This is a genomic window from Photobacterium damselae subsp. damselae (assembly GCF_038086725.1).
GTDB lineage: Bacteria > Pseudomonadota > Gammaproteobacteria > Enterobacterales > Vibrionaceae > Photobacterium > Photobacterium damselae.
This window is the reverse complement of record NZ_CP146970.1, coordinates 3093590-3117717: the sequence shown is the minus strand read 5'-3', so window position 1 is coordinate 3117717 and position 24128 is coordinate 3093590. Positions and strand designations below refer to the sequence as shown.

The following is a 24128-nucleotide window of genomic DNA, read 5'->3' as shown; positions in this document are numbered from 1 at the left end:
GATCGGCAAAAGATCCTTGGATCGTGAAAAAGATCTCACCATAGAGGCAATTCATTAGATCTATATTGAATTTCGTTGGTAAATCTTGTCCTCTGCTTGGTTCAATTAGGAAGCGAGCGATGTCACTTAAATTATTACCCAATGAATCTTTGCCTCGAGAAAAATTATTGGCTCGTGGTGCTCAAGCGTTAACCGATGCCGAATTACTGGCGATTTTTTTGCGAACGGGAATCGCTGGAATGAACGCCATTGAGTTGGCTGATTTTTTATTAAAAGAATTTGGCTCATTACGAGCATTGCTTAGTGCCGATCAAAAAACGTTTTGTCAGCATAAAGGATTAGGGCCGGCAAAATATGCTCAACTGCAAGCCGTGATTGCGATGAATGAACGGCATTTAGAAGAGACATTAAAACGTTTCGATGTCTTATCATCTCCTCAACAGACCCGAAATTACCTCAGTCATAAGCTGCGCGACCAACACCGAGAAGTTTTTTTTGTTCTTTTTTTAGACAATCAGCATCGGGTTATCTGTGGAGAAGCGCTTTTTTTCGGCACAATTGACAGTGCAAGCGTATATCCGCGAGAAATTGTAAAAAGATCGCTAGAACTTAATGCAGCCGCGGCCATTTTAGCGCATAATCACCCATCAGGCGTTGCGGAACCTAGTCAAGCTGACCGCCGAATTACACAAAAGATCAGTGATGCACTGGCTTTAGTTGATATTCGCGTCCTAGATCATTTTGTCATTGGTGATGGGGAGTTAGTCTCGTTTGCTGAACGAGGTTGGCTATAATCTGCACTATTTTTCATTAAAAAAGTGAGAAAGGATCTGCTCGGGACTTGAGCAACAGGTTTAGACTTAGTATAATGCGCGACCTTTGATAGCTGTGGTTATTCGTGAAAGCATTTTTTCACACTTATATTTGACCACGGTTGATATCGAGCTGAAACGATTTGGAGAAGACAGTAATGTCCCGAGTATGCCAAGTAACTGGTAAGCGTCCTGTAACGGGTAACAACCGTTCACACGCACGTAATGCCACCAAGCGTCGTTTTCTGCCGAACCTGCAAACTCATCGTTTCTGGGTAGAAAGCGAAAAACGCTTCGTTAAACTACGCCTTTCTGCGAAAGGCATGCGTATCATTGACAAGAAAGGCATCGATGCTGTTCTTGTAGATATGCGTGCTCGCGGCGAGAACGTTTAAGAGGAATCTAAGCAATGGCTAAAGGCATTCGTGAGAAGATCCGTCTAGTATCATCTGCTGGCACAGGTCACTTCTACACAACTGACAAAAACAAGCGTAACATGCCAGGCAAATTTGAGATCAAGAAATTTGATCCAGTAGTTCGCCAGCACGTTGTGTACAAAGAAGCTAAAATCAAGTAATTGGTTCTCTGCTTTTTTGATAAAAACCCGGTTATTAGTAACTGGGTTTTTTTATATCTAAAATCTATGCTATACCCAATCACCTTGAAGGCTATTTCGCCTATTTAATGTTATTAGGTAAGGAAACGTTATGAAACTCACTCGTCGAGGCTGGAATAATGTCATGATTATCGGCGTCATCAGTTTTATTGCGATTATTCAACTTCCTGAGTTAATTAAGGCTCACTTAGCCAAAACAAGTACGCCTCAAGCTCCCCAAGCTCATATCATTTCACTATTACCTGCCAACACTCATATTAATCAATTGCGTTTTCGCCAGTATGATATTGATTTATTACCCTATGGTTGGCGTATCAGGCCGAGCTCACAACAAGCTCCTGAGACGTTCGTTAATCATTGGCAATCATTACAAGGTACCGAAGTTCTGCCTGAGATGTTGGCAAAACTTAAGCCGCTTCTAACAGACCCGCAAACGGTTGAAATAGGTTTAGTTGGTCATAATGAACCGGCACGTATTACGGTTTATCAACTACCTAAGTTTTGGTTAATGCAAAATCCACAAGGTAAATGGCTAGCAATTAGCGTCGATAACGGGTATTTATTTCCTTAAAAGAATAAAAAAGGAAGTCATTTCATGCCTGAATTACCTGAGGTTGAGGTAACCCGTTTAGGAATTACCCCACATGTTTTACATCAAACAGTAACGGATATTGTTATTCGTAATGGACGCTTACGTTGGCCAATTCCAGATGATATTAATCAAATAAAGCAACAGCCGATTACTAAAGTACGCCGTCGAGCGAAATATTTGTTATTAGATACGCCTGTTGGTAGTGCCATTGTGCATTTGGGAATGTCGGGGAGTTTGCGTGTTTTACCTGCTGGAACGGCTCCTGAAAAGCACGATCATGTTGATTTGGTACTATCGAGCGGGGAAATCCTACGTTATAACGATCCACGTCGTTTTGGGGCTTGGTTATGGCAACCTGTTGATACAAAACATCATGTCTTAGCGAAATTAGGTCCTGAGCCGTTAACCGATGCATTCACTGCTGATTATTTACAGCAAAAAGCGAAGGGTAAGCGCACCGCGATAAAGCAATTTATTATGGACAATCACATTGTGGTGGGTGTTGGTAATATCTATGCCAATGAGTCATTGTTTTCGGCGGGTATCCATCCTCAAAAAGCGGCTGGAGAGGTAACTCCTCAAGCATTGACTGTGCTGGTGGATGAAATTAAAGCCGTATTAGCCTTTGCCATTCAACAAGGTGGTACAACGCTAAAAGATTTTAAAAATGCTGATGGTAAACCAGGCTATTTTGCTCAAGAACTACAAGTATATGGCAAAGGTGGCTTGCCGTGCCCTAAGTGTGGTACTGAACTTGCCGAGGTAAAAATCGGCCAGAGGGCAACGGTTTATTGCCCACAGTGTCAGCAATAACAAACTATAGGTTCAGTAATATTGATGGTAAGTGGTTTACCTAAAGATATCTCTTAACAGGTGATAGTGCTATGATCAAATCAGTATTGATAATTGGTTGATCATTTCAGCAATGATCTCGTAAGGAAGTAAGCAATGAAATATTTAGTGACCGGTGCTGCGGGCTTTATTGGAAGTGCAGTAACTGAGCGTTTATGCGCTTTAGGCCATCAGGTTGTTGGTGTTGATAACCTTAATGACTATTACGATGTGTCTTTAAAACAAGCGCGTCTGCAGCGTGCCGCTAATCCATTGTTTACTTTCATTGAATTGGATCTTGCGGATCGTGAAGGTGTGGCTCAGTTATTTGCAGATCAGCAATTTGATAAAGTGATCCATTTGGCGGCGCAAGCAGGAGTCCGTTATTCTATTGATAATCCTCTGGCTTACGCCGATAGTAACTTGGTGGGGCATCTAACGATTCTAGAAGGTTGTCGCCATCACAAGGTTAAACATTTGGTTTATGCCTCTTCTAGTTCGGTATATGGCTTAAATCACAAGACGCCTTTTAATACCTCAGACAGTGTTGATCACCCAATTTCGCTTTATGCTGCGACCAAAAAATCCAATGAATTAATGGCGCATACCTATTCTCATCTTTACGGTGTTCCAACGACGGGTCTACGCTTCTTTACCGTATATGGTCCATGGGGCCGTCCAGATATGGCACTATTTAAGTTCACTAATGCCATTATGGAAGGGAAAGAAATTGATGTGTATAACCACGGAGATATGCGTCGAGACTTTACCTATATCGATGATATTGTCGAAGGGGTTATGCGTATTCAAGATGTGATTCCTGAATCAAATCCAGATTGGACAGTAGAGACAGGCTCTCCAGCGACCAGTTCAGCACCTTATCGAGTGTATAACATTGGCCATGGTAGCCCTGTAAAACTGATGGATTACATCGAAGCGCTTGAAGAGGCGCTAGGCATCGAAGCGAAGAAAAACTTTATGGATATGCAGCCGGGTGATGTTTACATGACTTATGCTGATACAGAAGATTTATTTAACGCAACAGGCTACAAACCTGAAGTGAAAGTAAAAGAGGGTGTAAAAGCCTTTGTGGATTGGTATCGAGCTTACTATCAGAAGTAATGATTCGTTTAAATAAGAAGGAGGCCTGATGAGCCTCCTTTTTTTATTCAAATGATAATGTCTTGCCTTGTTGCTGGGATAATGGACTATGTTCTCTTGCCCAGTAAAATTCACCCTGCTTGATAATTTTGGCTGGAATTCCCGCAGCAATAGTATGGCTAGGGAGCGATTTTGTAACAATACTGCCAGTTCCAATCACGGAGCCTTTCCCGATCGTCACTCCTTTTAGAATCTTAGTATCTTGCCCTATCCAGCAATGGGGCTGTAGAACAAGATCTCCTTTACCACTGTTAAGCAGTTGATCGTTTAAATCGTAGATCGGGTGCGAATCAAAAGTTCGTAAACTGACATTAGAAGATAGCATGCAATCACGACCGATTTTGATCATAGGTGAGGCTGCAACATCATTTAGACTGATTTTATTTTCGCGGCCAATAGTCACGTTATCTTCAATAATTAGCCGACTGTTATTTTGGGTAATGTTGATAGAGCTATGATCTAACGAAACATTTTTGCCTATATATACGTGGTTATTATTACCACTAAAATTGAGGGTGAGGTGGCCCTGAAAGTTTTCATCAATTATGACGCGGTTTTGTTGTGATTTTTTAAATCGTATTTTAATCAGAGATTTTTTAGGGGCTGTAATTTCAACCTGATTAGTATGCAGTTTACTGATATAAATTACGGATTTTTTTATAAAACAGGCTAAATGAGATCGAATGCGCTGAATAAATGCTAAGGGATTATTATTGGAAAAAAGATGGGTTTTCATCTCTACTATTAACTAATACTGATAATTAATGGCGATAATATCAGCATTAGGAATAAGAAGCTTGTGTTCCTACTTCTTATTCCTCAACATTTCTAGTGTTTGAGTGCTAATTTTTTGTCTAGTTGTACGCTAACTTCTTGGGGAACAAACTGGCTAACATCACCCTTATGAAGCGCGACTTCTTTAACTATGGTCGAAGATATAAATGAGTTCTCTTCAGCTGGGGTCAAGAAGACGGTTTCTAGCTCTGGCATCAAGCGGCGGTTCATATTGGCTAATTGAAATTCGTATTCAAAATCCGATACTGCGCGTAAACCTCGTACTAAAACATTGGCACTGTGTTCTTTGGCAAAATTGACCAGTAATCCTGAAAAACCAACAATTTCCACATTAGGAAGATGTTGAGTTACAGACTGAGCCAGTGCAACACGCTCGTCTAAATCGAAAAGCGGTTTTTTGGTTGGATTATACGCCACACCGACAATGACCGTATCGAACATCGCTGCTGCTCGCTCAATCAGATCAAGATGACCATTGGTGATGGGATCAAAAGTGCCTGGATAAATTACGCGTGTGGTCATGTGATTTTCCAAATAATGTCTAAATAAATTTATTAAGTTGTTCAATAACAGCATCAACTGTGATCGCTTGCATGAGGTTATCCCCCTTAACGCGAGTTCCCCAAGGCAGTTCTGCTACCGATTTTCCGTATTGCTGCTGAGCAAATTGATCATACACACTAACAACGGTATCTAAGCTATTATAAGGGCCGGTACGCTGAGGGTTACTGTGTGCATACAGGCCAATAACAGGGGTAAGTTGAGTTGTTGCTAAATGAGCAGGTCCAGTATCTGGCGCAATAACAACAGTCGCTTGCCCCAATAAAGCTGTGAGTTGTTTTAAGCTTGTTTTACCAATGAGGTTCAGAGGCTTGTGATTGCATAAAGCACAGATATCTTCGCCTAATTTCACCTCTCTTGCTGCAGGAGAGCCACATAAAATCACCTGTAGCTGTTTCTCTTGTGCATAATCGGCAATCGCAGCATAACGCTCTGTTAACCAATTACGTTCATCTTTACTTGCTGCAGGTGATATGATCAGTGTTGGTTGTTGTATATGTGCTTGAGCAAATTGAATATCATCTTGGCTCTGCGGTATATGCCAGCTTGGTGTTGTAAATGGTACGCCAAGATAGCGAGCAAAATCGGCAAAATTATCCAGAACATGAAAGCTTTGTGTATCTGGTAGATGGCGATTGGTAAACCACCATTGACCTTCTTTTGTTCTATTTTTACTAAAACCAATACGATATTTTGCTTTAATACCTAAAGATAGTGCGCTGGCACGCAATGCTACTTGCATATCAAGTAAGGCGTCAAAACGTTCCGACTTTAGTTGCTGCCAAACTGATTTCATGCCTTTATAACCCGCTTTTTTATCAAAAATGACAACACGGATATTAGGTAAATCACCAATTAATTGGGCTTCAATTTTACCGCACACCCAAGTGATTTTTGTCTTTGGCCAGTGCTTTTGAATTGCTTGTACCACGGAAATGGCATGACAAACATCGCCAATAGCTGAAAGTCTTAAGATACAAATAGACTGTGGTTGGGCAGAAAATAATGCCATAAATCGGTTCTCAACAGATGAATTAACACAAATTATGCAGTTCGATGAACTGATTGTAAAATACTCTGATTGCCATTGATGGAGATAACTTGTGCAAATCATACAAACGAAACAGCAATATATCTGTTACAACCCTGAATTATTAACTGAAACCCCAGAAATGGCATTTTCATCAGAGTTTTGGCAACAACAGAATAAGATCATTGGCAGTGCACAAGGTCGCGGTACAACATGGTTTGTCCAAGGTGAAAAATTGGCTATGGCACTGCGCCATTATCGTCGTGGTGGTTTGTTTGGGAAATTAGTGGCAGACAGTTATCTGTTTTCAGGCTGGGATAAGACTCGTAGTGTGGCAGAATTTTCGTTATTGAACCATCTGATTGCACATCAAGTGAATGTACCTAAACCAGTAGCTGCTCGAGCTGTTCGCTTGGGGTGGTTTCGTTATCAAGCGGATATATTGGTTGAAAAGATCGCAAATAGTCGAGACTTGGTTGGAATTCTTGGCCAAGAAACACTATCTCAGCAGGTTTGGTTTGATGTTGGCGCCATGATTAAGCGAATGCACGATGCTGGCGTGTGCCATACAGATCTTAACTGCCATAATATTTTACTCGACGATCATAAGACCGTGTGGATTATTGATTTTGATAAATGTTATCGCCTAGAAGGTGCGAACTGGCAGGAAAAAAATCTGGCTCGCTTGCATCGTTCTTTTATTAAAGAGCAAGGCAAGCGAGGGATCTTATTTAACGAAGATAACTGGCAGTGGTTATTGCAAGGTTATCAGGGTTAATGGCAATAAGGGGCAATAGCTGCAACGGTTTTTGCAACGGCACCTTGGTTTGATTTTACAACATGTAAGGCTGCTTGCCCCATCTGCTGTTGAAGAGCTTTTTGACTTAACAGCTGACATATATTATGACTGATCTCTTCACTATTTTGACAGATGATCAATCCATTAGCCTGTTCTAATTGTTCTGTAATATCAGTAAAGTTATAAAAGCTTGGCCCTGTTAAAATAGGTTTAGCAAGGGCTGCAGGCTCCAGCATATTATGTCCACCGACTGCATCCCCAATGAGACTTCCTGCCATAAAGACCACATCTGCAGCTCCCATAAGTGTCAACATTTCACCCATAGTATCACCAAGATACACGTCACTATTTAGCAAGCCACTATGATCTTGCGTTCTTCTTTGGGTTACAAAACCGTATTGCTGGCATAGTGTGAAAACAGAATCAAAACGTTCTGGATGGCGAGGAACCAAAATCAGTAAGGCATTAGGGATATTTTGTTTTATGGTTTTAAAGGCGTCCAGAAGTTGTTCATCTTCGCCTTTATGAGTACTTGCGGCAATCCAGATTGGTCGTTCCATTCCCAGTTGTTGGCGTAATTGTTGAGCTTGTTGTCGAACCTGAGGATGAATTTCTATATCAAACTTTACTGAACCTGTGACAGCAACTTTATCTCGGTCTATACCCAATTGAATAAAGCGGTTGGCATCATCTTGATGAAGACATAATACGTGATTTAAGTAAGGGCCTATATGGGCAAATAACCAAGAGAATTGTTGATATCGATGCGCTGAACGCTCTGATAAACGTGCGTTAATAACAGTAATTGGAATATTAGCTTTAGCAACCGTTGCTAACGTATTGGGCCATAGCTCAGTTTCCATTATAAGTAAGGCACAAGGCTCAATCGTGTTGATAAAGCGCTGTACACAACAGGAAAAATCAATCGGCATATAGCGGTGCTCCACCAAATTACCTAATTTTGCGATTTGCTCAGCACCTGTCGTTGTGGTGGTGGTAACAATAATCGTTTTATTAGGATAGGCCTGCTTAAGTGCTTTTATAACAGGAATCGCGGCAATCGATTCACCGACGGATACGGTATGAAGCCAGATAGGGGCGACTGCGTTTATCTTAGGTGTAATACCAAAATGTTCACGCCAGCGAGCTCCAATTTGTGGTTTTCCAGGCTTCTTTTTATATAGCGAGTACAATAAAAAAGGTGCAGCACAAGCTAATAATAGGGAATATAGCAGGCGAAATAGCATAAAGTTATCATCATTTTTCATGTCGTTAGGCGTTATTATAACGAACTTAATTCGCAATATGATGGTATTGGCACAGAATCCCTATTGCGCTAACAAAAAAATTACGGAGTTAAGGTAGAATACCTCTCTTAATGTCCATTAATAACATCAGGTTAATGCTGCTATGGCCAAACGATATTTAATGTATATCGCTCAAAACTATTCCTATGCCATTTTGCGACCATTGCAAGAAGCTATTTTGCATCAGGGTGGTGAAGTGTGTTGGTTCTTAGAGGGAAAAGAGGTTGATGCCAATTTCCTTCTTCCCAATGAGCGTCGTCTAAATACGATAGCGGAGGTTAAAGCGTGGCAACCTGATGCTGTTTTTGTTCCTGGAAACGTAGTTCCTCGCTTTGTTCCTGGGATTAAAGTTGGCGTTTTTCATGGTTTTAATGCTGGAAAAATAAATCGTAGAGGGCGTGAAGATCACTTTGAGATTCGAGGATGTTTTGATCTCTACTGTACTCAAGGGCCAGATACGACATTACAATTTGAACAATTAGCCAAAGAGTATGGTTTTTTCAAAGTGAAGCAAACGGGCTGGCCGATGATGGATCCTCTGTTTCAACCGACCCATGATAATCCTTATCTTGATAAGAAAGATGAGCGACCTACGATTTTAATGTGTTCAACATTTTCTCGAAATCTGACGTGTGCGCCACATCTTATTGAAACAATTAAACGGCTGTCTCAGTCGGGTAAATGGCGTTGGCTGATTCAATTTCATCCGAAGATGGACTCTGCCATTGTGGAACAATATAAGGCACTACAAGGCCCTAACTTGACCTTTGTCGAAACCGATAATGTTATTCCTTTGTTGCAAGCGGCTGATGTTATGTTGTGTGATACTTCTTCGGTTCTATTGATGTTTTTATTGCAGCGAAAACCTGTCGTGACTTTTCGAAATCAATCGCCAAAGCCTCACTTAATCAATATTGAGCAAGCTAACTTAGTTGAAGATGCATTAACACAAGCTTTAACTCGACCGCCTGAATTAATGGCAGAAATAGAGCAATATTGTCAGATGATTCATCCTTACTATGATGGTAAATCAAGTGAGCGAGTATTAGCCGCTGCTGATGAGATGATAGAATCAGGGCTAGTAGGATTAAAAAATAAGCCATTAAATATGATTCGTGAATTCAAAATGCGTAAAAAATTACATTTTTGGGGCTTTTAAATGGGGCAGTTAAGTCGACAAATTAAAGAAAAATTTCGTCAAGTAAGATGCAGATTTCGCTCCCAGCCTGTTTTATCTGCAGAGATACAAAGTAAAGGCCAAAAAGCTTTACTTGAATTGAGAAAAAAACAGCCGTTATCTGAACAGGAAAACAAGGTTATTTGGATGTATTGGGACACGGGTCTCGATAGTGCACCTGAAGTTGTTCGCCTGAGTCATCAAAGTTGGTGTCAATTTAATCCAGATTATCAAGTTGTTTTACTGAGTAATGCAAATATAGAACAATATTTAGATTTTGATTTTAATGATATTTTTCCTATGTTGTCAGTAAAGTTAGGGGCTGCGGGTAAGAGTGATTTGTTACGCTTATATCTGCTTAATCGCTATGGTGGTGTATGGGCAGATGCAACAACGTTTTGTATCAAGCCGCTTTCACAATGGCTAGATCTCTCTCAAACTAGCTTCTTCTGCTTCAGAGAAAAGCATTCTAATGATCGTAATTTAGTGTCTTGGTTTTTAGCCGCAAAAGCAGGGGATCCGATTATTACTGACCTTCTTAATGCGTCGCTAGATTACTTAATTCAGCCAAGGCCTTATCGGTTAGATATTGTTGGCTTAAAAACTACATTACAATTAGCGCAAGGAACACAATTTATATCAAAGCATCACTCTGGCTTTGCTTTATTAAATTATCTTGAAAGTAAATATGCGGCCCCTTATTTTTGGCTATTTTATTTATTTAATGAGGTTGTTAAGTTGCCTCATAATCAGTTGGCTTGGCAATATATCGAGCAGCAACATAATTTATGTGCAGAAATGTATGAAGAGATAACAAGCTTTAAATCGTCTTATGTTGCGAAACAAACGTATCGAGAAAAATACATCAGTGGTACGTTATATCAGCAAAGAGCAGAATACATATCAAATCTTCTCAATGGGAAAAGCTAGCTACTATAGTGGGATATTTTAATGAAAAAACATACGTTATCGGTCATTTTAATCACCAAAAATGAAGCAGATCGTGTTGAGGTTTGTTTACGCTCAGTTGCTGATATTGCTGATGAAATTATTGTGCTGGATAGTGGTTCTACCGATGATACGGTCGAAATTTGTCGCCGTTATACCGATGACATTACGATTACCGATTGGCCAGGATTTGGTAAGCAAAAGCAACGAGCGTTAGAGAAGGCAAGTTGTGATTGGGTTTTATCTATTGATGCAGATGAAGCTCTTGATGAGGAGATGAAGCAAGCATTGATTCAATTGTTATCACAACAGTCGATCCAAGAAACAGCTTATCGTCTACCTTGGGGTGTAACTTTATATGGAACAACATTAAAGTATGGTCGTAGTGCTCGTTCAGTATTGCGTTTATTTAAGCGCGAAGGGGCAAAATATACTTTAGATGAAGTGCATGAAACGGTTATTCCAGCTTCTGGCGAGATCGGTACATTAAAGGGATTATTACTGCATTACACGCACCGAGATTATGGGCATGGTCTTGATAAAGCTGCACAATATGCATGGCTTGGTTCACAAAAGTATCACCGTAAAGGAAAAAAATCTCATGGTTTAGTTTTGGCTCTACTCCGTGCGATATGGACTTTTTTCCATATTTATATCATTCGCCGTGGCTTTCTTGATGGCAGTGTTGGGTTTATCGTTGCGATGACCTATGCGCAGGTGAACTTTAATAAGTATGTTGGTTTGTGGCTGTTAGAAAACGATCGCAGTTAGAAGAAGTTAGGCATGGAGTTAGTTCCATGCCTTAATCATATTTATTTGTTTTTAAGACTGGATGTCAAGTTACTCAATGGTAATTTAAAGGCTCTACGTAATTCTAACAACCATTGATGACGGTCTTTATGGATTACAACAGTATTATCACAATACTTTTTATATAACTTAAGCCAGTCAATATGGCTAAATTCATTTGCTCGCTTAAGTTTTCTCTTCGATATTGCTCGTAAACCAAGCCCCATACTTTCTGGATCTGCAATAATGATATTACTGGCTAGAAATTTCTGCCAAGTCTTTATATCGTGTTTATTATAATCAAATCTATGTCGCATTACGTGAGTTTCTGGCAGTAATGCTTTTAGCCAAATCTGGCAATAAACTTGTTCAGCTTCTAATGGATAGCTCGATTTGGGAGCCGACTGCATGGTCTGAATAACATGTTGGGCAATAGAGTTATCCAATAGTAATGGCTGTTGCCAAATTTTATTAAGATCGGCCGTACGACCAAAATAAAAGAAATCACTAGGGCTCATGAGTACTGAGCGCCCATGAGAGGTTCGACGAAACAGGTTTGAATTGATAACGATCTTTTCTTCAAACACTTTGTGTTCTGATTCACTTTTTAGAAAGCTGTGCTGGATGGCTACAAACTCATTACCAATTAAATAGTTATCAGAACGCAGTTTTATTGCGTATGGGGTTGTAACTTGCGCTAGACCTGCTTGCGTTGATACTAATTGGCGATCATAGTTTTTTGGAAATTGTGGCAATCCATCAACTAAATTAACACCTGGATCTTGGCTGATCACAAGCTGGTCATAGTCTAACCCTGCTAAATCTTGATCAGGCCAGGTTGATAGAATGATCTTCGCACCGGGTAAATGTGTTCTAATACTTTCTAGGCAACGCTGAGTTATCCCTTCTTCATGATGGGTTCGCCCTTGATAATTTTGAACGGGGCCTTGTACGACCACGGAGATCTGTTCAAATGTTTGTTGCCTCAAAAGGATGTCTCCAAAAATGCTGTATATTCATCTGGTACGCCACAAAAGATAACATCATCACGCTGAATCAAATGGTAGTGAATATTTTTGTTTTGCTGAATTAAATAGTTGTATAAGGGCGCAATATAAAGTTCGCCTTTCGCCCATGTTTCTACTGGTTGCTGTATATATTGTTGGTAACTTTCAATAAAAAACGCGCTATCTGAAAAGTAATACAACCCTGTACTGCATAAGTCAGAAATAGGTTCTTTTTCTGCTGTTTTAATGACTTTTGTTGATAATGGAGACTCTGCTTCTGCAAATGACCAATTATCGCCTTCACCCTGAAATACTTCTAAATACCCATCCCATTGCTTAAGCTCTTTTGGGTAATGGAAATCAGGACGAAAAGTATCAATATTAAAAATCGTAATAGAACCTTGATACTCAGGTACTGAGTTTAAGCCCAAATAGACAGTTTCTGCTTGGCCTCGAGTGGGTTCTTGCAAAACATAAATATGACTATGCTGGATTCCCAGTTTTTCGACTGACTGTTTAACAAAATCCACCGTACCGTCGATATCTCGCACAATAAACAAAAATGGCTCTGTTGCAAAATATTGCTCAAAACTATTGAGGGCATGGTCAAATAATGTTTTCCCGTGGGCCTGAAGCATATATTTAGGTTGAGTATAACCTGCTTTATAAAAACGAGAACTTAACCCTGCCATTGGAATAACAATCATGATGTTGAATCCTTTATCAGTAAATATAGGCGGAATGCATTAGCCATAAGAGCTTGTTGGCGCTTAGGATCATCAGCATGTAGAGGCAGCATTGATAGAAAAAGTTGAATTTGCATCGCATATAAAGCATTGGCGGATAGTTGATAACGCTCGGCAATCATTTCAATGAATAATGTTTGAATTGCAGCAATGTCGTCAGATGGCTGAATATCAAATTGAATACTATGGTTAATATAGTCGACATCAACCTGATAATAACCCGCAATAATCCAGTCATAAAGTCCTAATATTGAGTGACTTAGCTTGGCTAGATCATAGCGCGTATCACCAAAAATAGTCAGATTACCTTGTAAATCAATACCTCGTGGATCAATTGTTTTTATTTTATTACTGCGAAAATCATACAATATGTTACTGAAGCAAAAATCGCCATGCATCACCGAGCCGATTTGATTTTCTGTTGGTAAGTATCGTTCACTTTTAGCCAATAAGTCTGAGAATGAGGCGGAAAGGTGGCCGTTATATATCCATGGTGTATTCAATTGCACCTGAATGGACTGGCAGTATTCATTGAGTCTTTGTTGAGTTTTATTGCCAAATAAATCCTGTAATTGATTAGCATGGCCATCATCTGCTGCTTGGTGCGTTTTGCATTCATCAATAAATTCAAGGCAGCTGGTTAAGATTCGTTGCCATACCAATTCGGGTAGAGCTGAAAAGACATAAAGCTCATTTAGGGCGGTGTTGTACAAATATTCCAATCGATAAGAAAGGGTATTGTTTTCTTCGCTTGAACCTAAATATTGAGGTAAGTAAACGCGTAGTGGGGCTGGAACCGTGGCAAACCAATTTGCTTCAGCTGCAATTTTATTGTTTTTGATACTGGATTTTTGAATCCACTTATCAGTAATTTTTAGCTGGTTAAATGCTCGCTGTGTTGTAAATTTAGCCTTAGAGCTGTAATAGGTATTTAGATGGCCAAAATCGAGCCAATCTTGAGTTTCAACGGAATTTAAATGGTGTTTTTCATGGTAATAATTAAGACTCTGGATAAAGTCCCAATGAGCCATAGTAAGCGCTTTTACCAGGTATCGAGGTTGATTAAATTTAAAATAGCCACAAACGACATTTGTTGATGTGAGCAGTTTTCTATCTTCAACGGTATTAAGCCAGTGTGAGCTGTCTTGACTAACCATCGCCCAGTCATAGCTATTTTCAACTTGAGATATGGTAACAAGATCATTACCTTCAGGGAGTTGAGTGAGTAGTGTATCACCAAATAAAATATGCAGTGGTGTTGTTGATACTAAGTCAGATAATGCAAGCGCTGACATCAAAGAAGCCCCTAAAGATAGACCTTCAGGGATGCGAAGTAGATTCACATTATTGCTTTTTAACCAGTTGGCATCATACTCACTAACTTGGTAATGTTCAGGAATGCTCAGATAAATCTGAGATCCTTCAGGTGCTAGTTTTACTTGATACTGGAATAGGCGTCGATTACCCAAAGGTAGAAAAGAGGGGGGTATAGTACCAAACTCAGATTCTAACTCTAAAGTAATATAAGCAGCTGACATGATTAGGAACATGACTTTTCCTTTTCCAGGAGCGTATTAATTTCATCTAATGACAAAGAGGAAAACTCTGACGGACGAATTGCACGATCATCAATGTAAAAACCGTCATGCCCACACCATGGTTTGCCAACTAAAATCTCATCATAAGGTACTTGATGTTGATCCAACCATTGAGTAATGATTGGTAGAGTATGAATATTAATCATACCGACATTACCTTGATAAGTTCGCATATTTCTAGCTGTGCTGATAGTAATAGTAAAACCTAATGCTTTGTAGTGACGCAATTGCTTTATAACTGCTAAGTTAGGAGCTACGTTCGCATAATCATTGGTATTGGCTAAGGTGATTGTGCCATCTAAGTCGACAACTAACTTTTTCATCTTATTTCCTTACTTGATTATTGCTTGTTGAGTAGCTGCTCAAAAAACTCAATATGATGCTTAACAGTCATTGTGGCATTAAATTCTCGGTCTAATTTTTCTTTAGCTGCGATACTAAATTGCTCGATCTTAGTTTTATCATTGATCAGTTTATTCATCGCCTCAGCAAAAGCCTGTGCATCACCTGTTGGTACCACAAATCCAGTTTGACCATCATCAACCAATTCTGGCGAGCCTCCTGCTGTTGTTACCACAGATGTTGTGCCGTTCGCCATCGCTTCAATAATAGTTCGAGGTAAGCCTTCACCGCTAATTGATGGTTGAACCTGAAAATCAGCCATTGCCATAATAGATGGTACATCTTGGCGGTGACCAATAAGATGAATTCGCTCAGCCATCGGGCTTTGTTTTATTTCATCAAAATGAGGTTCAAAACCACTGCCAACCAATAAAAGATGGAAATTAGGGTTATTGATATGATGAGTGGCTTCAATAAGTACTGAGATACCTTTACTTGGTCGAACATGAGCTGCACACACTGCGATGATATGGTCATCAGTTAAACCAAATTCGGAACGTTCAGTTTGAGGCACTTGATACCAGGCCAGTTGATGGCCCTTGTAAATTGTAACTACTTGATCTTTATTGTGCCAAACATGTTTATGTACATCATCACGAACCGCATTAGATACACAAATAATCCCTTCTACTTTTGGATGTAGATGGGTGAGATAAGCGCTTGGGTCGTGACGATATAAACCCCCCGTTGTACCACGATAAGTGACTAACTTTGCTTTGGTACCAATGGATGCAAAAGCTAAGTTGGGAATGGTTTTTGAGTTAAAACCATAACAGATGTCATAATTGCCATTTTTTAATTCATGGTGCAGTGTTTTAATGGTTTTTGGGCAGATTTTCTTACTTGGGTAGCAATCAATAACCTTTACGCCACAGTCGCGAAAGCGAGCTACATAATCTGCATCACCTTGTGTCGCAATCGTTACTTCATGACCTTGTTTGACCATCTCAATAAACATTTCTGCTTCAGGTCGCACACTGTTCCATGCGTGTTGGTAAGAACTGGCAATTAAAATTTTCATCGTTATGGTTTTCTCTTTGTTCGTATTTTGTAGCAAGCGTTATGATATTCGCGGCGAAAAAGTTCGGCTAAATTGAAAACTTCGCGTTTGAAACGACAATACAGGTCACGTTTAGGTTTAGCACCATAACCTATATCTGAATCGAATTTAGGATCATTGCTTAAACAAGCAGGAACAGTACCGTAGACATTGACATCATTAACCCAAAAACGATCCATATAGATATCAACTGCAAGATACCAAGCTTGAGAGTGCGTAAGAAATTTCTTTGCCCCAGTTGGGGTTAAAAAATACCCAGTAGCACTCATGTGCCCCTTACTAAATTTGTGTACAGCTGTATGAGGTAATGGATATTCAACTGCATGCCTAAATGTTTTGCGCTTATTATCAAAAAGGCGAATACATTCAAATCGTTCTGCTAATTTATCTGCGTTTTCAATAATATCTAAAAAAGGTTCTGGATAGATAAGAGCGTCATCTTCCAGAATAATGATAGGTTTATTGAGCTCGACACACTTTTGCCACAATAGATAGTGGCTAGCATAGCAACCTAACTGTCCCTTGCTGAGTGATTTTCCCCGGCATTGTTGACTCAGTTCTTCATCATAGAGTTTAAAAAGAGGGGATGACTCTTTATGTCCATTTACCGCTTTAAAGAGCTCAAAACTCAGATCAAGTTGGCGCAATTGTTTGCTAATATTTTCTTTACGCTCTATAGAAGAGGGAAGATTAATAACAAAAATATCGATCATGAATTAAGTTCTCTTTGTGGCGATGGTAAACAGTTGCCAACCCCAAAAATATAAAAGAAATACATAAATAAAGTCTGTCCGTGATTAAGCGGTACATCCGTTAACGAGGCACTGGCATAGACCGAAATAATCCCAACTAAAAAATATTGCTGGGTCGTTGTGCATAATTTTATGTTCTTTAACGGTACAAGTAGTAGTCCTAGTAGAAGCAGAGCACCAATCGCTCCGTTTTTTACAAAGCGATCTAAATACTGATTATGATAGTGTGGGGGCTGATAGTCGTATAAACATTGACTAACGCGGTGTTGTTTATATAGCGCATTAATCTTATTTAAATGCCCATCACCAAGACCGAAAATTGGGTCATCTTCTACTAAAATAGATGCTGCTTGCCACATTTGTAATCTTAGACCGATGGAGGTGCAAAGATTTCCTGATTGGATTGCTTGGTATTCTTGTTCTGTTTGAACAATTCGTTGTTCAATTTGTGGTTTAACAGCGAACCCTGCAATTATCAAGAGTAGTGTTAACCCGCCTAAATATAACCAGTATTTAGGTTGGTAAAATTTGATCATATTATAAGTAGCAATTGCTATCAAAGCGACTAGAGTAGCAAGCCATATACCACGAGTCTCACCAATAATTAAAGCAAAGCAGCAGCACAAAAAGGCTAATAAAGTTAATAGCTTAACCAATTTATTTGTATTCGCCAGCATAAGTCCAAGAGACATTATGGCAAAAGAAGCAATTAAGGTGCTATATGGAATAGGGTTAATTGGCCATTCACGACCTAGCCCCAAATAAATCCCGTAATACCAAGCATATAATGAACTGACAATGGAGCCTAAAACAACTAACCCAATTAAACGGTTTTGCGTAATTAATTGTGTTGGTAAAAACAATAAGAAAAGTAACGAGCCGATAATTGCTCTTAGCTCTCTAGAACTCAGTCCATGATAAGCATAGGAAAACAGTGTGTAAGCTGCGATGGCAATGACAAGCCATAACATTTTATTTGATAGGTTTTGTTTAATACTGGTTAAGCCATATCGGCAGACTGTTGCAATAATTGAAATAATAATCATTGCGACCATAGTCTTATCGCCATTTTTCAGGATCAACATTCCGGTTGAGAGCCAAATAAAAGGCAATAGGATAAAAAACGAAAATACTCTATCTTTCATTGGGTCCATCACTGTTTATGGTAAGGATTACACTCACCCTCTGGGCGTGTTTTTAGGAGGCGTAAAATCCACATGTACTGCTCAGGACGTTCAGTTACGTACTGTTCAATACACTCATTCATCATTCGGGCATCTTGTTCTTCACTGTCAGTTGGAAATGGCAGTGCAGGGTAAAAATCTAATTCATAATTCCCTGTCTCACTGTTATACATTGAAAACAGCGGAACAATCTTAGCTCGACTTAGTTTTGCAACACGACCAAGGCCGGACATAGTGGCTTTTTTAGTTGCAAAAAAATCAACAAAAACACTGTGTTCTGGACCTAAATCCTCGTCAGGTAGGTAGTAACCTAAGTAACCTTCACGAATTGATTTAATAAATGGCTTAATGCCACCACTACGTTCATAAACTCGACCACCGTACTGTACACGTTGTTTGTGCATGAGCCAGTCAGAAACTTCATTTTTCTGTTTTTTTGCCATTGCAGAAACAGGAAGACCACGGGAAGCAAGTAATACAGCAGGAATATCGATTGCCCATGTATGAGGCACTAGCAAAATAACACTCTGTCCTTGTTCTGTTAGTGAAGTAAGGTTGTCCATACCACGAATGACGGTATGATCCTCTAACCATTGGCGGTTGCGCATACTTAATGCTGCAAAGCCTAACAAGAAAGAGCCTGCAGTAATTAGGTTCTGCAGTAAAATCTCTTCACGTTCAGCCTCTGTTTTGTCTGGGAAGCAAAGGGATAAATTTACTCTTGCTCGAAGATTGGCCCCTTTTTTAATCTTAATGGCTTGTTTAGCAAAGAGGGTTGCTAAAGCACGACGTGCATTATGGGGTAGTAAACAAAATAGCGCTGAAAAAAATACAGCTAGCCAAGTTCCCCAATATTTTGGATGAAGAAAGTGCCAAGAAAATTGTGGGTGATAAGCTTGTTTATCGTAGTGATCTAACATAAAGGCCATATCTGTATTAGTGGTATTGAGTAAATCGGTGCTCTAAGGTTATAGCGCTTTTAATAGTAAAATGAGATTCTTGAACCTTAGCTTACCGCTACTATTGTAAATATTCGCTGTTATCTATGATACCATTATGTATCAATTAATGGGCGAAGGAAGTCTGTCATAATGAAAACACGAGATCGAATTATTTTGGCTTCGCGTGAGCTCTTTAATGAGCAAGGCGAGTCAAATGTTACGACTAACCATATCGCCGCCCATTTAGGAATTAGCCCGGGTAATCTCTATTATCATTTTCGTAATAAAGAAGAGATTATACACTGTATTTTCGATGAATATGCTCAAGAGCTCAGTGTGCGCTTTCAGCCGCAGAATATGGATGAATCCTCTGATGGCTTGTTAGGCTACCTCGATGGCGTGTTTTTTTTAATGTGGCGTTATCGTTTTTTCTACGCCAACTTACCCGATATCCTACGTCGAGATGAAGTGCTACAAGTTAAGTATTTAACCGCTCAAGAGCAACTTCACTATAATATTGCCCGACTAATGCAAAACTTTCGTCAAATGGGGTTGGTCAATCTCAATGATGAAGACCTACAAGCTCTTGCTGATACCTTAAAGCTTGTTGCTTCAAGTTGGATTAGCTATCAGACTACGCAAGCGCCAGGTGCGAAAATTACTAAAAAGGTGATTTATCATGGTGTGATTCAAATGCTGAATATTGTACGACCACTGGCTACAGAAAAAGGGCGTGAACGGGTTGAACAGTTACGCGAATACTACAATTCTCAGCAGCAAGAACATCAGTAACTACTTGGTTTATCTTGATTACTATAAAAGAAACCCCGCCAGAGTGACGGGGTTTTTTAGTCTTTATTTAAGCCAACTTCTTGGGTTAACGGGTGATCCTTTACGACGGATCTCGAAATACAATCCAGATCGATCTTGACCACCACTATCACCAACCAGTGCAATAGGTTCACCCGCCGAGACAGGATCGCCTACTTTCTTAAGTAAGGTCTGGTTATAACCATAGATACTCATATCGCCTTTGCCGTGTTCGATTACGATCATCAGACCATAACCACGTAGCCAGTCGGCAAAAACAACACGACCTGAGCTTATTGCCTTCACTTGGCTGCCTACAGGTTTAGCGATAACCATGCCTTTCCAGCGTAGTTCACCTTGTTGACGGTCACCATAATTGTGAATAACACTGCCACGAACAGGCCAAGGTAATTTACCTTTACTACTACTTAAGCCATTCATAGGTAGGCGTTTGGCTGCTTCAGCTGCTTTTTTCGCGGCAGCTTCAGCCCGAGCTCTTGCTTCCGCCTCAGCTTTAGCTTTTGCGATGGCTGCTAACATTCGACGCTCGTTAGCTTTTAAGTCGTTGATGTAGTCGTTGCTAGTGCGAATTTTACCTTTAATACCAGCTAAGGTTTTTTCTCGGGCTTTTTGTTGACTATCAAGCTCGGCCTTTTCTTGTTGCAGTTGGCCTAACATAGCACGTTGTTGTTCGCGCTGTGTTGAGAGCTGATGCAACTTCATCTGTAGCTCAGTATTGGTGACTTCTAGATTTTCTAGAGCTTTGGTCTGCGCTAAGCTGAAAGTTTCAGCATAGGCTGTCATTCGATCTAAGGTTGATGAGTTTTCACCACTTAATAAGTTGGCGATTTCACTGTTTTTACCCTGTCGGTACTGAGCATCCAGTAAAGCTTTTAGCTGTTGCTGTTGCTTTTTCTGTTCAGCTTCTAGCTTCTTTTGCTCCGATTCTAATTGAGCAATAGAGCGCTTTAGGGTTTCCAGTTGTGCTTGTGCCTGATGTATTTGCTTCGCGGTTTTGCCAATACCTAGCTCATGTTGGCGAAGTTCCTTTTGCAAGGCAGCAAACTCTTGTTGCTTTTTAGCCAGCTGACTTTTCTGACGTGCAATTTCCTGTTTCACGCTATCAAGCTGGTTTGGGCTAGTGGCATAACTTGGCGTTACAAATGCAAGACATAGCAAAGCGCCAGTGCATAGAGCACCGGCGCGGATAGTTTGGTTGAGGTGTTTAATCATATCTCGCATGAAGGAGATTATTTCAGATCAAACAGCACCTGACCAGACATCTCTGAAGGGATTTCCATATCAGACAGTGCAAGCATAGTTGGTGCAAGGTCTGATAGCTTACCGTTATCTTTTAATGTTAGAGACTTATCACCAACATAGATTAATGGTACTGGAAGGTTAGTGTGTGCTGTGTGGATTTCGCCAGTTTCTGGGTTAATCATCATTTCAGCATTACCGTGGTCTGCAGTGATCAGTAGCTGACCGTTAACTTCACGGATTGCTTCAACTACACGGCCGATACAACCATCAAGAGCTTCACACGCTTTAACCGCTGCATCATAAACACCTGTGTGGCCAACCATGTCACCGTTAGGGTAGTTACAGATAATAACGTCAAACTCGCCGCCTTTAATTGCAGCAACCAGTTTGTCTGTTAGCTCAGGAGAACTCATTTCTGGTTGTAGGTCATATGTTGCTACTTTAGGTGAAGCAACTAACTGACGTGATTCGCCATCAAATTCGTTCTCAACACCGCCATTGAAGAAGAAAGTTACGTGAGCATATTTCTCTGTTTCAGAGATACGTAGCTGCTTTTTACCTTTCTTAGATAGCCACTCACCTAGAGTATTGTCTAGGCTTGCTGGTGGGAATGCTGTTGATAGTTCGATATCTGCAGCATATTGAGTCAACATTACGAAATCAGCAAGTTGTGGGAATTGCTTACGAGCAAAGCCTTCAAAACCAGCTTCAAATGCACGAGTGATTTGACGTGCACGGTCAGCACGGTAGTTCATAAAGATTACCGCATCGCCATCTTGCATTGCAGCGTCTTCTTGACCTTCAGCGCGGATAACCGTTGCTTTTACAAATTCATCGTTTTCGTTACGAGCGTAAGCGGCTTCTAGACCTGCAACTGCGCTCTCAGCTGTAAACTCGCCTTGTGCTGCGGTTAGTAGGTTGTATGCTTGTTCTATACGATCCCAGTTGTTGTCACGGTCCATTGCATAGTAACGACCAACAAGTGATGCAACACGGCCTTTGCCTAGTTTTGCAAATAGCTCTTGGAAACGCTCTAGAGAGTGTTGTGCACTACGTGGTGGAGTATCACGACCATCTAGGAAGCAGTGTAGGTAAATCTTCTCAGCACCACGTTTAGCTGCCATTTCAACCGCAGCTTTGATGTGATCTTCATGGCTATGTACACCACCTGGTGACATTAGACCCATGATGTGAACCGCTTTACCTTCTTTAATTGCCGCATCCATCGCTGCAACAAGAACGTCGTTTTCGAAAAACTCACCATCAGAGATAGCTTTAGTAATACGAGTTAGGTCTTGGTAAACCACACGGCCTGCACCAATATTAGTGTGACCTACTTCTGAGTTACCCATTTGACCGTCAGGAAGACCAACATCCATACCTGATGCAGAGATCAGAGTATGAGCTTCGTTAGCCATTAGGCTATCCATTACTGGTGTATTTGCATTAGCGATTGCATTGTTTGCAGCATCTTCGCGGTAACCCCAACCATCTAGGATTACAAGAGCCAGTGGTTTTTTAGCAGACATGTTCTGTCCCCTCGTACAGTAAATGAAAATTCATATCAATTGCCTTAACTTTCTGAGTCAAAAGCAAAACTAAGGCAATTGCTATCGTTGTTGACGTAATTTTACTACAGAATTGGAACAAAACTGTAGCTTAAGATCAAACAAACCTGTCAACGGAATGTTATCTTTCAATGCAAAATATATTCATTTATGACAAGAAGTGTAAGTCTTAAATCACAGTTTTTTTCTATTTTAGTAATAGGTGACAGCGAATTTCGCTTTTATACTGGCTGTAGGATGCGAGAGAGAGCGCTCAGAATCGACGGGGAAATCTGTACAAGCCGATGTTGATGGGTATACTCGATCGTCTTTTATTATGTACCCCTTGACTGTTATTGCGAACGGTCAGACTTAAGCAGAGCGATAAACATGCAACAATTTATGGAATTTGTATCAAGCCACTCAATGCTATCTATAGTTTGGATTGGTCTGGTAGTGGCAATCATTGCCTCATTAGTAAAACAAAAAACAGCAGGCTACCAAGTAGTGACTGCCAATGACGCCACTTTACTGGTTAACCGCGAAGAGGGTGTTTTTGTCGATATTCGTTCGCAAGAAGAGTTTCGTAAGGGCCATATTGCGGGTTCAGTTCACATTTTACCGAGCCAGATCAAAGATCAGAATTTTGCAAACCTTGAAAACTACAAAGACGCCCCAATTGTAGTTGTATGCAAGACAGGTCAAACAGCACAAGAGAGTGCAAACCTGTTACATAAAGCCGGTTTTACCAAAGTAAACTTGCTAAAAGATGGTCTAATCTCTTGGAATGAAGCGAATCTTCCTTTGGTTCGCGGTAAGAGCAAGAAGTAATTAGAACAAAGATTAAGCGACGGTGGGATACCGCAGTTGCATGTATATTTTCCCTGGTTTGACAGGATCAGATAAAAAGAAGGATTTCCACCATGGCAGAAGCTGCAAACAACGATGCACAACAAAACTTCCAAATTCAACGTATCTTCCTAAAAGACGTGTCTTTTGAAGCGCCAAACTCTCCAGATGTATTCCAAAAAGAGTGGAATCCTGAAGTTAAGCTAGACCTAGATACTCAAAGCCGTGAGCTAGGTGAAGGCGTATACGAAGTTGTGCTACGTCTGACTGTAACTGTACAGAATGAAGGCGATAACGCATTCCTATGTGAAGTTCAGCAGGGCGGTATTTTCACAGCTCTAGGTATGGAAGCTCCACAGCTTGCACATTGTCTAGGTGCATTCTGTCCAAATATCCTATTCCCATATGCGCGTGAAACAATTTCAAGCCTAGTGGTTAAAGGTACGTTCCCTCAACTAAACCTTGCACCAGTTAACTTTGATGCATTGTTTATGAACTACCTACAAAGTCAAGCTGAAGCAAATACAGAAGCTGACGCATAATTTAATTAA

General features: G+C 40.3%; 27 protein-coding genes. 13 read left to right on the top strand and 14 right to left on the bottom strand.

Annotated elements, in window-relative coordinates:
• Positions 1 to 119: 119 nt before the first annotated feature.
• The 6 genes from radC to WAX86_RS14320 all read left to right on the top strand — a co-directional run bounded on the left by radC (position 120) and on the right by WAX86_RS14320 (position 3973).
• A complete protein-coding gene (gene radC, locus WAX86_RS14345) occupies positions 120 to 794 on the top strand; it encodes a DNA repair protein RadC (protein WP_005302532.1) in 675 nt (224 codons plus the stop codon).
• Positions 795 to 970: 176 nt separating this feature from the next.
• Complete coding sequence (rpmB, locus tag WAX86_RS14340) at positions 971 to 1207, top strand: 50S ribosomal protein L28 (RefSeq protein ID WP_005302534.1); 237 nt, start codon at positions 971 to 973, stop codon at positions 1205 to 1207.
• A gap of 14 nt (positions 1208 to 1221) precedes the next feature.
• Positions 1222 to 1389 (top strand): 50S ribosomal protein L33, encoded by a 168-nt coding sequence (rpmG, locus tag WAX86_RS14335; RefSeq protein WP_004728408.1) that lies wholly within the window; start codon positions 1222 to 1224, stop codon positions 1387 to 1389.
• Positions 1390 to 1519: 130 nt separating this feature from the next.
• On the top strand, positions 1520 to 1999 hold the full coding sequence (locus WAX86_RS14330; protein WP_341488942.1) for a hypothetical protein: 480 nt from the start codon (positions 1520 to 1522) through the stop codon (positions 1997 to 1999).
• 24 nt (positions 2000 to 2023) lie between these two features.
• Positions 2024 to 2833, top strand: a complete 810-nt coding sequence (mutM, locus tag WAX86_RS14325; protein ID WP_005302542.1) for a bifunctional DNA-formamidopyrimidine glycosylase/DNA-(apurinic or apyrimidinic site) lyase — start codon at positions 2024 to 2026, stop codon at positions 2831 to 2833.
• Positions 2834 to 2968: 135 nt separating this feature from the next.
• Positions 2969 to 3973, top strand: coding sequence for an NAD-dependent epimerase (locus WAX86_RS14320; RefSeq protein WP_065172452.1), 1005 nt, complete (start codon positions 2969 to 2971; stop codon positions 3971 to 3973).
• 43 nt (positions 3974 to 4016) lie between these two features.
• Here the strand turns inward: WAX86_RS14320 and WAX86_RS14315 are convergent, their stop codons facing one another.
• The 3 genes from WAX86_RS14315 to WAX86_RS14305 all read right to left on the bottom strand — a co-directional run bounded on the left by WAX86_RS14315 (position 4017) and on the right by WAX86_RS14305 (position 6380).
• Positions 4017 to 4748 (bottom strand): acyltransferase, encoded by a 732-nt coding sequence (locus WAX86_RS14315; RefSeq protein ID WP_341488941.1) that lies wholly within the window; start codon positions 4746 to 4748, stop codon positions 4017 to 4019.
• A 92-nt stretch (positions 4749 to 4840) separates the two neighbouring features.
• On the bottom strand, positions 4841 to 5329 hold the full coding sequence (coaD, locus tag WAX86_RS14310; protein WP_341488940.1) for a pantetheine-phosphate adenylyltransferase: 489 nt from the start codon (positions 5327 to 5329) through the stop codon (positions 4841 to 4843).
• A 19-nt stretch (positions 5330 to 5348) separates the two neighbouring features.
• Positions 5349 to 6380, bottom strand: a complete 1032-nt coding sequence (locus WAX86_RS14305; protein ID WP_065172451.1) for a glycosyltransferase family 9 protein — start codon at positions 6378 to 6380, stop codon at positions 5349 to 5351.
• 91 nt (positions 6381 to 6471) lie between these two features.
• Between WAX86_RS14305 and WAX86_RS14300 the strand changes: the two genes are divergently transcribed.
• Positions 6472 to 7176: a 3-deoxy-D-manno-octulosonic acid kinase gene (locus tag WAX86_RS14300; RefSeq protein ID WP_044174004.1), complete on the top strand. Its 705-nt coding sequence runs from the start codon at positions 6472 to 6474 to the stop codon at positions 7174 to 7176.
• Here the strand turns inward: WAX86_RS14300 and waaA are convergent.
• Positions 7173 to 8444 (bottom strand): lipid IV(A) 3-deoxy-D-manno-octulosonic acid transferase, encoded by a 1272-nt coding sequence (gene waaA, locus WAX86_RS14295; protein WP_341489388.1) that lies wholly within the window; start codon positions 8442 to 8444, stop codon positions 7173 to 7175. The genes WAX86_RS14300 and waaA overlap by 4 nt on opposite strands.
• A 163-nt stretch (positions 8445 to 8607) precedes the next feature.
• Here waaA and WAX86_RS14290 point away from each other — a divergent pair, with 163 nt between their 5' ends.
• The 3 genes from WAX86_RS14290 to WAX86_RS14280 are packed head-to-tail and all read left to right on the top strand — an operon-like array spanning position 8608 to position 11400.
• Positions 8608 to 9663, top strand: coding sequence for a UDP-N-acetylglucosamine 2-epimerase (locus WAX86_RS14290; RefSeq protein ID WP_065172450.1), 1056 nt, complete (start codon positions 8608 to 8610; stop codon positions 9661 to 9663).
• A complete protein-coding gene (locus WAX86_RS14285; protein ID WP_341488939.1) occupies positions 9664 to 10611 on the top strand; it encodes a capsular polysaccharide synthesis protein in 948 nt (315 codons plus the stop codon).
• A 21-nt stretch (positions 10612 to 10632) separates the two neighbouring features.
• A complete protein-coding gene (locus WAX86_RS14280; RefSeq protein ID WP_065172448.1) occupies positions 10633 to 11400 on the top strand; it encodes a glycosyltransferase family 2 protein in 768 nt (255 codons plus the stop codon).
• A 41-nt stretch (positions 11401 to 11441) separates the two neighbouring features.
• Here WAX86_RS14280 and WAX86_RS14275 read toward each other — a convergent pair whose 3' ends face one another.
• From WAX86_RS14275 to lpxM, 8 genes are read right to left on the bottom strand one after another with little or no spacing between them, the layout of a single operon-like run.
• Positions 11442 to 12407 carry a WavE lipopolysaccharide synthesis family protein gene (locus WAX86_RS14275; protein ID WP_341488938.1) on the bottom strand — a complete coding sequence of 322 codons (966 nt, stop codon included), beginning with the start codon at positions 12405 to 12407 and terminating at the stop codon, positions 11442 to 11444.
• On the bottom strand, positions 12404 to 13132 hold the full coding sequence (locus WAX86_RS14270) for a glycosyltransferase family 2 protein (protein ID WP_068969653.1): 729 nt from the start codon (positions 13130 to 13132) through the stop codon (positions 12404 to 12406). Before WAX86_RS14270 ends, WAX86_RS14275 begins: the two co-directional genes overlap by 4 nt.
• Entirely contained in the window at positions 13129 to 14721 is a 1593-nt protein-coding gene (locus tag WAX86_RS14265; RefSeq protein ID WP_237029628.1) for a capsular biosynthesis protein, read from the bottom strand. Before WAX86_RS14265 ends, WAX86_RS14270 begins: the two co-directional genes overlap by 4 nt.
• A complete protein-coding gene (locus tag WAX86_RS14260) occupies positions 14712 to 15092 on the bottom strand; it encodes a capsular biosynthesis protein (RefSeq protein ID WP_068969655.1) in 381 nt (126 codons plus the stop codon). Before WAX86_RS14260 ends, WAX86_RS14265 begins: the two co-directional genes overlap by 10 nt.
• Before the next feature lie 17 nt (positions 15093 to 15109).
• The gene (locus WAX86_RS14255; RefSeq protein WP_341488937.1) at positions 15110 to 16192 is read right to left on the bottom strand and encodes a glycosyltransferase family 4 protein; all 1083 of its coding nucleotides are present in this window, start codon (positions 16190 to 16192) and stop codon (positions 15110 to 15112) included.
• Positions 16193 to 16194: 2 nt separating this feature from the next.
• Positions 16195 to 16944 carry a glycosyltransferase family 25 protein gene (locus WAX86_RS14250; protein WP_148109311.1) on the bottom strand — a complete coding sequence of 250 codons (750 nt, stop codon included), beginning with the start codon at positions 16942 to 16944 and terminating at the stop codon, positions 16195 to 16197.
• Positions 16941 to 18128, bottom strand: a complete 1188-nt coding sequence (locus WAX86_RS14245; protein WP_341488936.1) for an O-antigen ligase family protein — start codon at positions 18126 to 18128, stop codon at positions 16941 to 16943. Before WAX86_RS14245 ends, WAX86_RS14250 begins: the two co-directional genes overlap by 4 nt.
• Positions 18129 to 18136: 8 nt before the next feature.
• Positions 18137 to 19087: a lauroyl-Kdo(2)-lipid IV(A) myristoyltransferase gene (lpxM, locus tag WAX86_RS14240; protein ID WP_237029630.1), complete on the bottom strand. Its 951-nt coding sequence runs from the start codon at positions 19085 to 19087 to the stop codon at positions 18137 to 18139.
• A 171-nt stretch (positions 19088 to 19258) separates the two neighbouring features.
• Between lpxM and WAX86_RS14235 the strand changes: the two genes are divergently transcribed.
• Positions 19259 to 19900, top strand: coding sequence for a TetR/AcrR family transcriptional regulator (locus WAX86_RS14235; RefSeq protein ID WP_005302573.1), 642 nt, complete (start codon positions 19259 to 19261; stop codon positions 19898 to 19900).
• Between the two features lie 63 nt (positions 19901 to 19963).
• On the opposite strand, the gene WAX86_RS14230 is transcribed toward WAX86_RS14235, so the two are convergent.
• Both WAX86_RS14230 and gpmM read right to left on the bottom strand, forming a co-directional pair.
• Positions 19964 to 21151 carry a peptidoglycan DD-metalloendopeptidase family protein gene (locus WAX86_RS14230; protein WP_068969689.1) on the bottom strand — a complete coding sequence of 396 codons (1188 nt, stop codon included), beginning with the start codon at positions 21149 to 21151 and terminating at the stop codon, positions 19964 to 19966.
• Positions 21152 to 21168: 17 nt separating this feature from the next.
• The gene (gene gpmM, locus WAX86_RS14225) at positions 21169 to 22710 is read right to left on the bottom strand and encodes a 2,3-bisphosphoglycerate-independent phosphoglycerate mutase (protein ID WP_341488935.1); all 1542 of its coding nucleotides are present in this window, start codon (positions 22708 to 22710) and stop codon (positions 21169 to 21171) included.
• A gap of 408 nt (positions 22711 to 23118) precedes the next feature.
• Here gpmM and WAX86_RS14220 point away from each other — a divergent pair, with 408 nt between their 5' ends.
• Positions 23119 to 23559, top strand: a complete 441-nt coding sequence (locus WAX86_RS14220) for a rhodanese-like domain-containing protein (RefSeq protein ID WP_036764692.1) — start codon at positions 23119 to 23121, stop codon at positions 23557 to 23559.
• Positions 23560 to 23651: 92 nt separating this feature from the next.
• The gene (gene secB / locus WAX86_RS14215; protein ID WP_005302581.1) at positions 23652 to 24119 is read left to right on the top strand and encodes a protein-export chaperone SecB; all 468 of its coding nucleotides are present in this window, start codon (positions 23652 to 23654) and stop codon (positions 24117 to 24119) included.
• Positions 24120 to 24128 lie beyond the last annotated feature (9 nt).